Raw genomic sequence first — 13,735 nt, 5'->3', positions numbered from 1 at the left:
GCCATGGCCCGAACCGCCCAGTCCCCTGTCCGCCGGCATGCTGCGCACGCCGCGCTGGCCGCTCTGCTGGCGGCAGCCGGCCTGGCAGGGGCGCAGCCCACCGCCGACAGCGCCTGGGCTGCGCTGCAGGACGGCACGATCGTGCTGCTGCGCCATGCGCAGGCACCAGGCGTCGGCGATCCCTCGGGCTTCAAGCTCGGCGACTGCAGCACCCAGCGCAACCTCAGCGAGGCCGGACGTGCGCAGGCGCGCGGCATCGGCGAGCGGTTCCGCACGCAGGGCGTGGCCGTCGGTGCGGTCCTCACCTCGCAGTGGTGCCGCACGCGCGACACGGCCGAGCTGGCCTTTCCGGGACAGGCCCGCGACGACCCGGACTTCAACTCGTTCTTCGGCGACGGCGCCCGCGAGGCCGCGCAGAGCGCCGCGGCCGCCGCCACGCTGAGCCGCTGGCGCGGGCCGGGCGTGATGGTCGTCGTCACCCACCAGGTCAACATCACCGCGCTGACCGGCATCGTGCCCGCGTCCGGCGAGGCGGTGGTGGTGCGCCCGAAGGCCGGCGGCATCGAGGTGGTGGGCCGGCTGCACCCTTGAACGCCGGCTAGGGCGTGGTGCAGCTGTAGCTGGCGGCCTGCTTCGGATCGCCCGCGACGTAGCGGGGATACGCCGGGTAGCGGCACATCGGCCTCGTCGCGCCCACCGTGAACGGCGGCAGCCGCTCCATCGTGCTGACGACCGGGGCGTCGGGCGGCACGACGTTCTTCTCCACCCAATCGGTCGACATGCCGATCAGGTCGATGTACTGCGGCTCGGCCGTGCCGGCAGGCAGGCTCTGCACCGTTCCGCCATGATCCCCGTTGGGCAGCACGTAGAAGCGGATGTACCGGTCGACGGTCGGCTGGCCCGATCGCGCCACCACGCGGTCGTACCAGCGCATCACCGTGTTCGGGTGCGACGCATAGTCGGAACCCTGGACCTTGACGATGAGCTTGCCGCCGCGCGCGAAGAAGCGGCTCAGGTCGGTGTTCAGCGAATCGATGATCGCCGATGACGCGACGATCTGCTCCCTGAAGGCAGCGATCGAGAAGTTGACCAGGTTGAACGCCGGGTCCTTGAGGATCCCGTAACTGACCGTGGCGCCCGGCTGGCCCAATGCCGGCTGCACCGACGGCGTGGGTTGCGGCGTGATGTTGAGCCAGCCCCCCTGGGCCTCGCGGCCCACGCCGTAACCCGGGAACTCCGACCAGCCGTTGGCCAGTTCAAAACCGAAGCGCGTCGGTGCGTGCATCTGGTTCAGCGTGGCGATCTGCGCGTCGGAGACGCAGGTGTTGCCGGTGTCGGCGCCACCGTCGCAGCGGATCGCCGCGTAGGGCTGCGCCGCGCGTTGCGGATCGAACAGGGCACCACAGCCGAGATAGTGGTTGATGACGCCATCGGTGAGTCCGTCGAGCCCATCGCACTGGCGCAGCACTTCGGCGCCGATCGCGGCTTGTTTGGCGGGCGGAATCCACCCGCTTCCGGTCTGCACGGTCGCCAACAGCGTCTTGTGGATCACGTGCGCCGAATAGCCGATCAGCGGTGCGGTCGCGACGACGCCGTCGTAATCCTCCGGGTAGCGCTGCGCGACCTCCATCGCTTCCCGGCCGCCCTGCGACTGGCCCATGAAATAGCTGACACGCGGCCGCGAGCCGTACAGCCGCTCGATGATCGCAAACGCCGTGTCATGGGTCTTCTTCAAGGCAGCATGGCCGAAGTTGACCCAGGCTTCCTGGTTCAAGGCCCAGGTCGCCGTGGTGCTCGGGTCCTGGTGGCCGGAGTCGCTGCCGAACATCGCATAGCCGCTGAGCAGCGGGTACGGCGCATTGGGCGGATAAGCGCCGCTGATCGGCGAACCCGAAGCGCCGATCGCCGCGAGGTTCGACGGAATGGAGCCGTTCAGACCCCCGCCGCCGACCTGGATCGCCTTCTGGTTCCACTGGGTCGGGACGTTGAGCTGGAAGTTGATCGGCGGCGCCGCAGGGTCCACGGGACGGATCGAGCCGAGGATGCGGCAGTATTCCGGCAGCGCACGCGTGACGCTGGTGGCCCCGACGGTTTCAGGGGCGGCGGCCACCACGGTGGCCGCCGTGATGGTGGCGCCCGTCGTCGGCAAGCCGATCGACGCCGCATCGATGCCCTGCCCCGTCAACGAGGCGCACGAGGACGAGGGCGTCTTCAGCGGGAGCGCGCTGGTATCGACGAATGCGGCGTCGGGATCCTCGTCGCTACCGCTGCATCCGGCGCCGAGCAGGGCCAGCGTTGCCGGCAGGACGAACAGGGCGAGGCGTGAGCCGGCCGAAGTCCACATGCATGTCTCCTGTCATTGTGATGCGCCGGAATCTAGCGACGCCGGCGGCACCTGCCTACGCCAGACGGGGCAATCCAGATATGGTGTTCCACGCAAGGCCGCGGGCGGCCCGCGACGTGCCGCTGCGCGGCCTACCCGGGCGGCAGCGCCTGCCGGGCCATCGCCAGCCGCCGCCGGCTGACGAAGCGGCGCGGCAGGCCGCTCAACGGATCGGCGAAGGCCATCTCGCGCGCCAGCAGCTGCAGCGGCCGGGCATGGTCGGGCGGCGTGCCCGGGGCGGGCATCGGCCACAGCACGGGGTAGATGCGGTCGCCCACGATGGGCAGGCCGAGCGCGTTGAGCTGCGCGCGCAGCTGGTGTTTGCGGCCGGTCAGCGGCGTGAGCCGGTAGTGCGCGCGCTCGCCGGCCTGCGGTTCGCCGGGCGGCACGCCCAGCCGCTCGATCAGCTCGATGCGGGTGTGGGCGTTGGGCTCGCCGTCGACCACCGCCATCTGCATGAAGGCCTCCCCCGGCCGCTCCTGCAGCCGGCTGCTGGCGGTGAACGGCAGCGCCAGATCGGCGCGCCATGGCGCCACGGCCTCGTAGACCTTGTGCACCTGCCGCTCGCGCAACAGCGACTGGTAGGCGTGCCGCGTGGCGGGCTGCACGGTGAACAGCAGCACGCCGGCGGTCTCCAGATCGAGCCGGTGCATCGGCACCAGCGTGTCGATGCCGAGCTGGCGCTTGAGCCGCACGAGCACCGTCTCCTGCAGGTAGCGGCCGCCGGGCGTCACCGGCAAGAAGTGCGGCTTGTCCGCCACGACGAGGTGCTCGTCCTGGTGCAGCACCTCGACCTCGAACGGAACACGCGGCTCCGGCGGCAGGCTGCGCCAGTACCAGAACACCGCGCCCGGCCTGCAGGGGGCATGCGCCGGCACCGGCTGCCCGTGCAGGTCGAGCACGTCGCCCCGGGCGAGGCGCGCGGGCCAGTCGTCGACGGCGGGCAGCCGCGCGGCCAGGAACGCCGCCACGTCGGGCCACGGCCCGTTGCCCACGGCCACGCGGCTGGGGCTGACGCCATCGCGCGCCGGGGGCGTCCAGTCCGGGCGGGGTCGGCTCATCGGGCGGGCCTGCGTGGGGTCACGAGGCGTCGAGCCGCCGCGCACGCGCGAGCCGCCAGGCTTCGCCAGCGTCGGTGGCGTCGAAGACCTGGTCGGCCGTCGTCGCGGTTTCGCGCAGGCGGCTGTCGAGCGCGAGGCGATTGTCGAAGACGAAGCATTCGCCCTGCCAGTCGCGGTCGGCGTCCGGGAGTTGCTGGAAGTAGTTGAGGATGCCGCCCTCGAGCTGGAACACGTCGAGCCCGAGGCTGCGCAGCCACGGCGCGGTCTTGTCGCAGCGCACGCCGCCGGTGCAGTACATCGCCACCGGCGTGCCCGCGGCCCGCCAGGCGGGCGCGTGCGCCTGCACGTAGGCGACGAAGTCGCGGAAGTTGCGCACCTGCGGATCGGCCGCGCCGCGAAAGTGCCCGAGCCGGAACTCGAAGTGGTTGCGGTTGTCCAGCAGCACCACGTCGTCGCGCGCCAGCAGGGCCCGCCAGGCGGCCGGTGGCAGGTGGCTGGCGTCGCGCTCGTCGGGCGGGGGCAGCGCATCGCCGCCCGGCAGGCCGAGCGCCACGATCTCGGGCTTGACCACCACCTTCAGGCGGCCGAACGGCGCGGTGGTGCAGGCGCTGTGCTTGAAGGCCATGCCCCGCAGCACGCCGCCGAGCGTGCCGGGCTGCTGCAACGCGGCCTCGAAGGCATGCACCGCGGCGGCCGTGCCCGAAACGGCACCGCTGAGGCCTTCGGCGGCCAGCGTGATGCTGCCCTGCAGGCCGGCTGCCAGCCGGCGCACGGCGGCCGCCGCCGCGGCCGGGTCGGCCAGCGGCGTGAAGCGGTAGAAGGCGCTGTGCAGCAGCGCTGCCGGGGCGGTGTCGGGCATGGAGTGCGATTTTCGCAGGCCGGGCGCAGACGGCCGGCCCACCGGGCGCGGCTCAGGGCCGCTTGCGCGGGCCCGGGCTGCCGGCGCTGCCGCTGCCCGCCTGGTCGAGCCACAGCAGCGCGTCGACATAAGGCATGAAGCGGTCCAGGTAGTCCGGCGACAGCGTGCGCATCAGCGTGAGCGCGCGGTGCACCAACTGGTGCGAATGCAGCGGACCCGCGTTCTCGGGGACCTTCGCCAGCGACTGCGTCAGGCGCTGGTCGGCGCTGAGCCGCGACCAGGTGCGCCGGAAGTAGCTGAGCGCCTTCAGCTCGGGCGGCGCGGACGACAGGCCGGGCGCAGCCGGCTCGCCGCCCTGCACCGCGACGGCGGCAGCGGGGGCGTGGCAGGCGATGTGCTCGACCAGTTCGGCGAGCGGCCCGCGGGTGGGCGCGCGTGGCAGGCCGCGCGCCTCGGCCGCGGGGGCACCGGCCTGCCCCCGGTGCTCGCCATACGCCGCCAGCAGCCGCGCCACCCTCTCGTCCAGCAGCCGCCGGGCTTCGCCTTCCTGCGCCGCGGCGCGCCGTGCCAGTGCCTCGATGAAGCGGAAGCGGACCGGGTCGGCGTGCTGCGCACCGCGCGACCGCCAGGCCTCGATCGTCGCGAGGTGGCCGGGAGCGTGTTCGTCACCCACGGGGCTTGGCGCTCTCTGGCTGGCCCGGCCGCGGCATCGGCGCCATCTCCACGCGCCGGTTGCGCGCGCGGCCCTCGGCATCGGCGTTCGAGGCCACCGCCTGCTCCGAGCCGAAGGCCGCGGCGAACACCTCGGACGACGGAATGCCCTCCTCGATCAGGGTGCGCGTGACGGTCAGCGCCCGCTGGGCCGACAGCTCCCAGTTGTCGGCGAAGCGCCGTGCGCCCTCGCGCACCTGGCGGTTGTCGGTGAAGCCGCTGACCATCAGGATCTCGCCGCGGGCGCCCAGGTAGGCCGCGAGCGGCGCGGCCAGGCTCTTCAGCAGCTGCCGGCCCTCGGGCTGCAGCTCGGCGGAATTGAAGGCGAACAGCACGCTGCCGCTGATGCCGATGCGGCCGTCGGTGAGGGTCACGCGGCCCGCCGCCAGCGGACCGGCCAGCGCCTGCTCCAGCGTCTGCAAGCGCTTCGCCTCGGCCTGCCGCTGCGTGACCTCGGCCTCCAGCCGGCCGACGAGGTCCAGCTGCATGCCGAGCGCGCACACCAGGATCAATGCAAATGCACCGACCAGGCCTGCCATCAGGTCGCCGAAGACGGCCCACACGGGCACCGCGGGCTCGGCGCCGGCGTCGATGTCCTCGGTCATCACGCCTCGCTCGGTTCCGGGGCCGGCCTGCGCGCGAACTGCTGCAGGTCTTCCACGATCTGCTTCTGCGACATGATGCTCAGGTCGATCACCTCGCGCGCCTGCGCCACGTAGTAGGCGAGCTGCTCGTCGCTGCGTGCGATGGACTTGCCGAGCGCGCCCTCGATGCGCTGCAGGTGCGCCGCCAGCTTGTCGTTCGACTGGCTGAACAGCTCGACCGCGAGGCCGAACGCCTCGCCCAGGCTCGCGACCTCGGCGGCGCCGCCGGCCACCTGCGCGGCGGCGGCGGCCATCCGGCTCGCCTCCGCCTCGGCCTGCGCGGTGAACCGCGTGCCCGCCCGGTCCAGCGCCTCGGCCGCCGCGGCGACCAGCGTGTCGATCGCCGTCCGTTGCTCCGACGCGGCCTGGTTCACCGCGTCGAGCAGCGTGGCCAGCGTGCCGAGGATGCGGCTGCGTTCGTCCAGCATCGCGTTGTCGCGCGCCATGCCGTCGGAGAGCTGCTGCCGCAGCTCCCCGATCACCTCGGCCGCGGCCTGCGGCGCCTGCGCGGCGGCCTGCATCAGCCCGGCGATCTCGGCGACCGTGCTGCGCGCCTGCGCCTCGGCCTGCGCGCTCATCTCGCGGGCCGTGAGGGCCAGCGTGTCGCAGACCTGCTGCTGCTGGCGTGCGGCCTGGGCGCCGGCCTGCTGCCACTCCTCACGCAGCGAAGCGGCCATCGACGCCAGTGCCGAAGTCCAGGCCGCCAGCCGCTGCTCGTCACGCGACGCGATGGCGGCCTGCAGTTCGCCATGGGCCCGGTCGACGCCGCTCAGCAGCGAGGCCGCCCGCTGCTCGAAGCCCGCCGCGGCGGCGGACAACGCCTGCCGCGTGTCGGCCGTCAGGGCCTGGCTGGACTGCGCATGCTGCGCCAGCGACTCGCGCCACGTGGCCGACACGCCGTCGACCGCCGTCTCCAGCCGCGCGGCCACGCTGGCCACCAGGTCGGCGGAGCGCTGCTCGAAGGTGCCGGCGAAGCCGTCGAGCGAGGTGCGCCACCGCTCGGCCTGCTGCTGCGTGGCACGCTGGTGCTCGTCGAGCGCGGCCTTCCAGGTGACAGCCACCGCGGTGCTGCCGGACTCGATGCGGGCGCTCAGGCCGTCGAGCTGCTGCTGCACGCCGCGCGAGAGCATCTCGTGCAGCGAAGCGGTCTGCTGCACGATGCCGCCCATCGTGGCCTCGACGGCCGGCCGGATCGCCGCGCCGGCCAGGCGGGCACTCTCGGCCAGGCTGTCCTTCAACGAGCGATCGACCGATGCGGCCAGCCCCGCATAGGCCTGCTCGGCCTGGCCGTGGAAGCGGTCCTGGCTGGCGGCGAGCCGCTCGTTCAACACCTGGTGCTGCTGCGCCATCGCTTCCATCATGGACTGCAGGCGATCGACCAGCACCGGCATCGCCTGGGCCTGCTGCTGGAGCAGCCTCAGCGATTCGTCCCGGTGGTGCGCCCGCGAGAAGGCGCGCAGGCGGGTCGCGACGTGCGCATCGAGCCGCTGCGAGGCCTGCAGCCGTTCCCGGCGGCACAGGGCCGAGATGAGGCCCAGCATCGCGGAGGTGGCCACGCCCGCGACCGAGGTGCCGAACGCCAGCCCCAGGCCCTTGACCGGCGCCGACAGCGAGGCGCGGATGCCCTGCATGTCCGTCGCGCTCTCGAGCGCCAGGCCGGTGCCGTTCAGCGTGACCACCATGCCCAGGAAGGTGCCGAGCATGCCCAGCAGCACCAGCAGCCCCGACAGGTACGGCGCCAGGGCCGGGCCGGGCAGGCCCGTGCGCTCCCCTTCGATGCGCAGGCGCACCGCGTTCTGCAGCGACGGGTGCAGCCGGCCGAGCCAGGGGCCGAGGGTGTCGGGGGCCGGGCCCGTGTCGGCCAGCGCCGCCGCCAGCGTGGCGGTCGCCGCCCGGTATCGGTACAGCTCCAGCGCGCCCGCGACGTAGAACGCGCCGATGAGCAGCGTCATCGCCAGCGCCAGCGGATTGGCGCCGACATAGCCCGAGCCCACCCAGCACAAGGCGGCCAGGCCTGCGACGAAGGCGACGTGAGGGAGGTGTCTGGTCATGGCGGACGGCCCGTTCAGGCAGGCTGCTGGCGAAGGGCCGCAAGCAGCCCTTCGATGGGTTGAAATCGAACGTCCAGCTCCGCGAGCAGCACGGCCTGCATGTCCTCGCGGAAGCGGGCCGGCCACGCGGCATCGGGCGGCGCTTCGCCACCGCCTTCGGGCGCCAGACCGGCCTGGCGCAGGCGCTCGAAGTGCTTCGCCAGCATCGCCGGCACGGTGGCCAGCAGGCTGCTCTCGCGCACGGCCAGCACCTGCTCCATCACCGCGTCCACCGCGGCCAGCCGCGCGAGCTCGGGCGACCTGGCGCCCAGTGCCGAGCGCAGGCGGCCGCGCAAGGGCGCGATGCCCGCCTCCATGGCCTGCTGCCGCGCGAGATAGCGCCGGCGGTAGGCCGGGAAGCCGGCCTCGGGGTCGTCGTCCGCGGCGGCGCAGGCCTGCACGATCGCCCTGGCCATCGCGGCACGCACCGCGGTGCAGTCGGCCTCCTCGCGGCCGGCGGCCGGTGCCTCGGGTGCCGCCGCGGCGGGCGTACCGTTCAAGGCCGCCGAGAGCGCGATCGCATCGACCCAGCCGAGCCACTGGCTCAACCGCTCCGCAAACCCTTGTTTGGCGCCAGGAACCTCGACCTCGGTCAGTCGGCCCAGCAAGCGAATGAGCGCCAGGCCGGTCAAGTCCGTGCGCCTCGGCCCCCGCACCATACCGCCAGCAGACATTCGGCTAAAAAAGCCGGGCAGTCTACTACCGATCACTTTTCCGGCCCGGTGGCACCCCGCCCCGCCGGCAGCCGCCACGAGGCCGCCGGCTCACGGCCGTTCGAGCACGGCCATCGCTTCGTCGACGAGCAGGGGGCCTTCGACGGCCACCGCGGGCTGGGCAGCCGCCAGCACCTCGGCGCAGCGCGCACCGAGCGAAGGACCGCCCAGCACCGCCGTCATCTCCGGGGTGGGCGCGCCGTAGACGATGCGCGAGATGCCGGCCCAGAACATCGCGCCCGCGCACATCGCGCAGGGCTCGCCGCTCGCGTACACCGTGGCGCCGCGCAGTGCCTCGGTGCCCAGCGCCTGCGCCGCCTCGCGGATCAACACCACCTCGGCGTGGCCGGTGCAGTCGGCCGTGGTGAGCTGGTTGTTGCGCGAGGTCCAGACCGCCTTGCCGCCGCGCGCCAGCACCGCGCCGAAGGGCATGTCGCCGGCAGCACGGGCCTGGCGCGCCGCATCGATGGCCTGGCGCATGTGCCTCGCGTCCTCGTGGTCGAAGGGCATCTCTTTCTCCATGTAAAGCGGTCGTCGTCAGATCTCGTCGATCGCGGTGCTGCGGGCGGGCGCGCCGCCGATAGCGAAGCGGTCGCGCGAGCGCAGGTAGAAGCTCGCGCCGAAGCGCGCGACGGGGAAGTATTCCTGCAGCCGCACGCGCCAGGCCTCGGTGTCGATGAGGCCGTCGCGCGCATGCAGCCACTGCACGCGGCCAAAGAACACGTAGCGGCTCTCGTTGACGAGCTGCTCGTGCAGCACGCACTCGAAGGCCACCGGCGCCTCGGCGATGCAGGGCACGTCGAGCGTGCGCGCAGGGCGCGTGGTGAAGCCGTTGACCTCCAGCTCGCTCACCTCGGCCGGATGCACCTCCGCGCAGGCATGCATCTGCTCGGCGATGGCCTCGTCGGGCAGGTGCACCACGAACTGGCCGATGCGCAGGATGTTGGCGGCCGTGTCCTTCAGGCGTCCCGGCGCGTGCTGGCGGTTGATGCTCACCATCACCAGCGGTGGGTCCTCGCCGACCATGTTGAACATGGAGAACGGCGCGGCGTTGACCACGCCGGTGGGCCCGAGCGTGGTGACCAGCGCGATCGGCCGCGGCACGATCAGGCTGGCCATCAGCTTGTAGCGCTGGTAGGCGGTGAGCTGGGGGAAATCGATGTCCATGCGGTTCCTCTGCGGCTGGCGGCCCGATCATGCCTTCGTCCGCCAGACCGGCTCCCGCGGACACGCATCGGTCATCATCAGTTTTGCGGTTGCACGGCCCGCGCGCAGCTGCAAGAGTCTGCCGGCAGTGCTCCACTCCGCCAGGCAAGACATACCGCAATGAGACGAAGCGGCTACCTGTTCCGGCAGCTCCTGCGCCTGGCCGTGGTGTGGCGCTGCCGCTGGTGGCGCTGCTGGGCTACAACCTCTGGCGCGAAGCCTCCCATGCACGCCGGGCGGCCTACCAGGCCGTCGAGAGCCATGCCGCCGGCATCGCCCACGACACCGACGCGCTGCTGACGGGCACCGCGCAATACCTGGACTTCCTCGCGATCCGCCCGCAGGTGGTCGCCCTCGACCCGGTCTGCGACCCGGTGCTCGACGACGTCGTACGCCGTCGCCGCCACTTCGCCGACGTGGTCTTGGTCGACCTGGCCGGCAGGCTGGTGTGCTCGGCCGTTGCCGGCCCAGGCGGCCCAGGCGGCCTCGCCGAGGGATACGCGGACCACGCCTGGTTCCAGCAGGCCATGCGGCAGGACCAGCCCGCCCTGGGCAAGCCTTTCCTCGCGTCCATCGTGCGCAGGACCGTGGTGGCCGTCAGCCGCCCGGTAATGGCGCCCGGGCGGGGCCGGATCGGCACCGTGGCCGCGCTGCTGGACCTGGAGAGCCTGCAGGCGGATTGGCAGGCCTACCGTCTGCTGCCGAACACGCGTCTGGCCATCGTCGACGAGACCGCCCGCATCGTCGTCATCCGTCCCGGCTTTGCCCGCTGGGTGGGCGCCGATGCCGGGCCCGCCCTGCGAGCGGCCCTGACCGATAACCCTGCCGGCGTGGGCGTGGCCACCGGCATCGACGGCGTGGCCCGCGCCTTCGCCCGCATGCCGGTGGGCAGTACAGGCTGGTACGCACTGGCCTCGGTGCCCGCGGTCCAGGCCTTTGCCGACTACCACGCCGGGCTGCTGCGCAGCCTGGTGCTCACCGGGGCACTGATGCTGGTGGTGCTGGGCGTGGCCGTGGTGCTGGCGCGCCGGCTCGCCGCGCCCCTGAATGCGCTGGCCGCCACGGCCCGTGCCGTGGCGGGCGGCGACGATTCGGTGCGTGCCGACGAAGCGCTGCCGGGGGAATACGGCGACGTGGCCCGCGAGACCAACGCCATGCTCGAAAGCCGCCAGCGCACCGAGGCCAAGCTCCTGCACCGCGAGCGCCAGCTCGCCGGCCTGGTGGACACCGCGATGGACGCCATCGTGTCGATCGACGCGCAGCACAAGATCAGGCTCTTCAACCGCGCGGCGGCGGAGATGTTCCGCCTGCCGGCCGAACAGGCCATCGGCGAGGACCTCGACCGCTTCATCCCGACGCGCGTGCGCGAAGCCCATCGGCAACACGTCCGCATGTTCGCCCGCACCGGCAGCACGGCGCGACGCATGGGCCTGCTGCAGACGCTCACCGGCCTGCGTGCCGACGGCGAGGAGTTCCCTGTCGAGGCCTCCATCTCGAAGCTGGGTGACGCCGGGCACATGCTCATGACGGTCGTGATACGCGACGCCACCGAACTTCGCCGCGCCGAACGGGCCAGGCTCGCACAGGCGGCCGCCGAATCGGCGAGCCGCGCGAAGACCGACTTCCTCTCGCGCATGAGCCACGAGCTGCGCACGCCGCTCAACGCGATCCTGGGCTTTTCCCAACTGCTGCAGGCCCGTACCATCGACCCGCTGAGCGACGCGCAGCGCCAACAGGTCGAGCACATCCGCCTGGCGGGCTGGCACCTGCTGGCGCTGATCAACGATGTGTTGGACGTGTCGCGCATCGAGGCCGGCCGGCTGACGCTGTCGCCGCGCGCCGTCGATCTGCTCGCGGCACTCGACGAAGCCCTGCGCATCAGCGAAGCCACGGCAGCGCAGCAGCGCATGCGCGTCGAGGCCGACTATCGCGACAGCGGCGGCCTCTGGGTGACGGCCGACCCGGTTCGCCTGCGGCAGGTGCTGCTCAACCTGCTGTCGAACGCCATCAAGTACAACCGGCCCGAAGGCAGTGTGCACCTGCAAGCCAAGCGTGCCGCGCAGCAGGTGCACGTGAGCATCGAGGACACCGGGCTCGGCATGACGGCCGAGCAGCTGGCGCACCTGTACGAGCCCTTCAACCGGCTCGGGCGCGAGCACCACGGCATCGAAGGCACCGGCCTGGGCCTGGCGCTGACCCGGCAGCTGATGGAGCTGATGCACGCCCGCATCGACGTCGAAAGCACCGCGGGCGAAGGCACGCGCGTGACGATCACGCTGGCGGCTGCCGAGGAGCCCACGGCAGCGGCAGGCGCCGCCAGCCCGGCCCCGTCCGTGCCGCAGTTGCCGACGGATGCCGAACCGAACGGCAGCGTGCTCTACATCGAGGACAACCCCTGAACCGCCTGCTGGTGGAACAGCTGCTCCTGCGGTGGCCTCGGGTCACGCTCGCGCAGGCCGACAGCGGCGAGGCCGGTATCGCGCTGGCGCGGTCGATGCGGCCCGACGTGGTGCTGCTCGACCTGCGGCTGCCCGACATGGACGGCCTGGAGGTGCTCGCGGCGCTGAAATCCGACGATTCCACACGAGGGCTGCGCGTCATCGCGCTGTCCGCGAGCGCCATGACCGAGGACGTGAGGGCCGTGCGCGACGCCGGCGCCGCCGACTACTGGACCAAGCCGCTCGACTTCCAGCAGTTCCTCGGCGACATGCAGCGACTGCTGACGTCCGGCGATGCCCGGCCTTAGGCCGCCCGGGCGCGCAGCCGTTCGATGTCGAACCCTGCCACGCGCTTGTAGCGCGCCGCAATCTCCTCCAGCTCGGCGCGCGGCACCACGTCGTCGATGTGCGCGAAGCCGCCCGGCGCGCGCTCGTGCGCGATCTGCATCACCTGCTCGGGCCCGTTGAGCCGGTTGCGCAGCACGATGCCGGTGGTCTTCGGCAGGCGGTCGGCCTCGTATTCCAGCAACGCGTGCGCAGGCGAGCTGAAGCGCCCCTGCTGCAGCAGCCCCATGCATTCGGCGAAGTAGTCGGCATCGAGGATGGCCTGCGCGCTGCCGTTGGAGCCGACGGGATACATCGGGTGCGCGGCGTCGCCCATCAGCGTGACCCGGCCGAAGCTCCAGCGCGGCAGCGTGTCCCGGTCGACCAGCGGGAACTCGTAGATCGCCGGCGCGCCGTCGATGACCGCGGGCACGTCGATCCAGTCCCAGCGCCAGTCCGCGAACCGGCCGGCGAACACCGACTTGTCGACCACCTTGTTCCAGTCGCTGCGCGGCGGCGTGCCGCCGGGCACGCGCAGCTCGGCGATCCAGTTGATGCGCGAGCGGCCTTCGCGGCGCAGCGGCTCCGAGATGGGGTAGCAGACAAACTTCTGGTCCTGGTGGCCGGCCATGAACATCGTGCGGCCGTCGAGGTACGGCGGCGCCTCGGTCACGCCGCGCCACAGCATGCGCTGCGCGAAGCGCGGCGGCGCCTCGTCGGGGTAGTAGAAGCGGCGCACCGCCGAATGGATGCCGTCGGCGCCCACCAGCAGGTCGCCGCGCGCCTGCACCGTGCTGCCGTCGGGGCGCGCGAAGGTGGCGACGACCTCGTCGTCCGACTGCTCGAGCGACACGAAGCTGTGCCCCAGCCGCACGGCCGATTCACCGCACAGGCGCTGCACCTCTTCGAACAGCAGCATCTGGAACTCGCCGCGGTGCACCGAGAACTGCGGCACCGGGTAGCCCGCCGCCAGGCCGCGCGGCTCCTGCCAGATCGGCTGGCCGAAGGCGTTGTAGTAGTGCAGCGCCGAAGTCTCGATGGCCCGCGCCGCCACCGCCTCGCGCAGGCCCAGCGATTCGATCACCGCCACCGCATGCGGCAGCAGGTTGATGCCCACGCCCAGCGGTCGCATGTGCTGCGTGGTCTCGAACACCTCGCTCTCGATGCCCAGGCGCCGCAGCTTCAGCGCCAGCACCAGCCCGGCGATGCCGCCGCCTGCGATCAATACTTTCATGGATCGATCCTTCCAAGCAGCACCCATGGATCTGGCTTCGCCAGTCCATCGGGTGCGCCCCCTCGAGGGGGA

13 protein-coding genes are annotated in these 13,735 nt (G+C 72.3%); 3 read left to right on the top strand and 10 right to left on the bottom strand.

Going from position 1 to position 13,735, the window contains the following annotated elements; genetic code table 11:
• Positions 1–3 precede the first annotated feature (3 nt).
• The gene (locus tag V4F39_RS01790; protein ID WP_332287518.1) at positions 4–591 is read left to right on the top strand and encodes a histidine phosphatase family protein; all 588 of its coding nucleotides are present in this window, start codon (positions 4–6) and stop codon (positions 589–591) included.
• 7 nt (positions 592–598) lie between these two features.
• Here the strand turns inward: V4F39_RS01790 and V4F39_RS01785 are convergent, their stop codons facing one another.
• The 9 genes from V4F39_RS01785 to V4F39_RS01745 form a co-directional block, all read right to left on the bottom strand.
• Positions 599–2,344 (bottom strand): tannase/feruloyl esterase family alpha/beta hydrolase, encoded by a 1,746-nt coding sequence (locus tag V4F39_RS01785; RefSeq protein WP_332287517.1) that lies wholly within the window; start codon positions 2,342–2,344, stop codon positions 599–601.
• Positions 2,345–2,475: 131 nt separating this feature from the next.
• A complete protein-coding gene (locus V4F39_RS01780) occupies positions 2,476–3,444 on the bottom strand; it encodes a pseudouridine synthase (protein WP_332287516.1) in 969 nt (322 codons plus the stop codon).
• 19 nt (positions 3,445–3,463) lie between these two features.
• Positions 3,464–4,303 (bottom strand): oxygen-dependent tRNA uridine(34) hydroxylase TrhO, encoded by an 840-nt coding sequence (gene trhO, locus V4F39_RS01775; protein ID WP_332287515.1) that lies wholly within the window; start codon positions 4,301–4,303, stop codon positions 3,464–3,466.
• A gap of 52 nt (positions 4,304–4,355) precedes the next feature.
• A complete protein-coding gene (locus tag V4F39_RS01770) occupies positions 4,356–4,976 on the bottom strand; it encodes a DUF2894 domain-containing protein (protein ID WP_332287514.1) in 621 nt (206 codons plus the stop codon).
• Complete coding sequence (locus tag V4F39_RS01765; protein WP_332287513.1) at positions 4,969–5,619, bottom strand: OmpA family protein; 651 nt, start codon at positions 5,617–5,619, stop codon at positions 4,969–4,971. The genes V4F39_RS01770 and V4F39_RS01765 overlap by 8 nt, the downstream gene beginning before the upstream one ends.
• Positions 5,619–7,709 (bottom strand): DUF802 domain-containing protein, encoded by a 2,091-nt coding sequence (locus tag V4F39_RS01760; protein WP_332287512.1) that lies wholly within the window; start codon positions 7,707–7,709, stop codon positions 5,619–5,621. Before V4F39_RS01760 ends, V4F39_RS01765 begins: the two co-directional genes overlap by 1 nt.
• 14 nt (positions 7,710–7,723) lie before the next feature.
• The gene (locus tag V4F39_RS01755) at positions 7,724–8,407 is read right to left on the bottom strand and encodes a DUF3348 domain-containing protein (protein ID WP_332287536.1); all 684 of its coding nucleotides are present in this window, start codon (positions 8,405–8,407) and stop codon (positions 7,724–7,726) included.
• A gap of 105 nt (positions 8,408–8,512) precedes the next feature.
• Complete coding sequence (locus tag V4F39_RS01750) at positions 8,513–8,971, bottom strand: nucleoside deaminase (RefSeq protein ID WP_332287511.1); 459 nt, start codon at positions 8,969–8,971, stop codon at positions 8,513–8,515.
• Positions 8,972–8,998: 27 nt separating this feature from the next.
• Positions 8,999–9,628, bottom strand: a complete 630-nt coding sequence (locus V4F39_RS01745; protein WP_332287510.1) for a flavin reductase family protein — start codon at positions 9,626–9,628, stop codon at positions 8,999–9,001.
• 209 nt (positions 9,629–9,837) lie between these two features.
• Between V4F39_RS01745 and V4F39_RS01740 the strand changes: the two genes are divergently transcribed.
• Both V4F39_RS01740 and V4F39_RS01735 read left to right on the top strand, forming a co-directional pair.
• The gene (locus tag V4F39_RS01740) at positions 9,838–12,066 is read left to right on the top strand and encodes a sensor histidine kinase (RefSeq protein WP_332287509.1); all 2,229 of its coding nucleotides are present in this window, start codon (positions 9,838–9,840) and stop codon (positions 12,064–12,066) included.
• Positions 12,067–12,077: 11 nt separating this feature from the next.
• The gene (locus V4F39_RS01735; RefSeq protein ID WP_332287508.1) at positions 12,078–12,413 is read left to right on the top strand and encodes a response regulator; all 336 of its coding nucleotides are present in this window, start codon (positions 12,078–12,080) and stop codon (positions 12,411–12,413) included.
• Here the strand turns inward: V4F39_RS01735 and V4F39_RS01730 are convergent.
• Positions 12,410–13,663 carry a flavin-dependent oxidoreductase gene (locus V4F39_RS01730; protein ID WP_332287507.1) on the bottom strand — a complete coding sequence of 418 codons (1,254 nt, stop codon included), beginning with the start codon at positions 13,661–13,663 and terminating at the stop codon, positions 12,410–12,412. The genes V4F39_RS01735 and V4F39_RS01730 overlap by 4 nt on opposite strands.
• Positions 13,664–13,735: the final 72 nt, after the last annotated feature.

It is taken from the genome of Aquincola agrisoli (assembly GCF_036621135.1).
GTDB lineage: Bacteria > Pseudomonadota > Gammaproteobacteria > Burkholderiales > Burkholderiaceae_C > Aquincola > Aquincola agrisoli.
The sequence above is the reverse complement of the archived record's forward strand: the minus strand, read 5'-3'. Positions and strand labels throughout refer to the sequence as shown.

Coding starts and splice junctions, on each gene's coding strand:
- V4F39_RS01785 (WP_332287517.1), bottom strand. CDS start 2,344: ATGTGGACTTCGGCCGGCTCACGCCTCGCCCTGTTCGTCCTGCCGGCA.
- V4F39_RS01780 (WP_332287516.1), bottom strand. CDS start 3,444: ATGAGCCGACCCCGCCCGGACTGGACGCCCCCGGCGCGCGATGGCGTC.
- V4F39_RS01755 (WP_332287536.1), bottom strand. CDS start 8,407: ATGGTGCGGGGGCCGAGGCGCACGGACTTGACCGGCCTGGCGCTCATT.
- trhO (WP_332287515.1), bottom strand. CDS start 4,303: ATGCCCGACACCGCCCCGGCAGCGCTGCTGCACAGCGCCTTCTACCGC.
- V4F39_RS01765 (WP_332287513.1), bottom strand. CDS start 5,619: ATGACCGAGGACATCGACGCCGGCGCCGAGCCCGCGGTGCCCGTGTGG.
- V4F39_RS01790 (WP_332287518.1), top strand. CDS start 4: ATGGCCCGAACCGCCCAGTCCCCTGTCCGCCGGCATGCTGCGCACGCC.
- V4F39_RS01730 (WP_332287507.1), bottom strand. CDS start 13,663: ATGAAAGTATTGATCGCAGGCGGCGGCATCGCCGGGCTGGTGCTGGCG.
- V4F39_RS01760 (WP_332287512.1), bottom strand. CDS start 7,709: ATGACCAGACACCTCCCTCACGTCGCCTTCGTCGCAGGCCTGGCCGCC.
- V4F39_RS01745 (WP_332287510.1), bottom strand. CDS start 9,628: ATGGACATCGATTTCCCCCAGCTCACCGCCTACCAGCGCTACAAGCTG.
- V4F39_RS01750 (WP_332287511.1), bottom strand. CDS start 8,971: ATGCCCTTCGACCACGAGGACGCGAGGCACATGCGCCAGGCCATCGAT.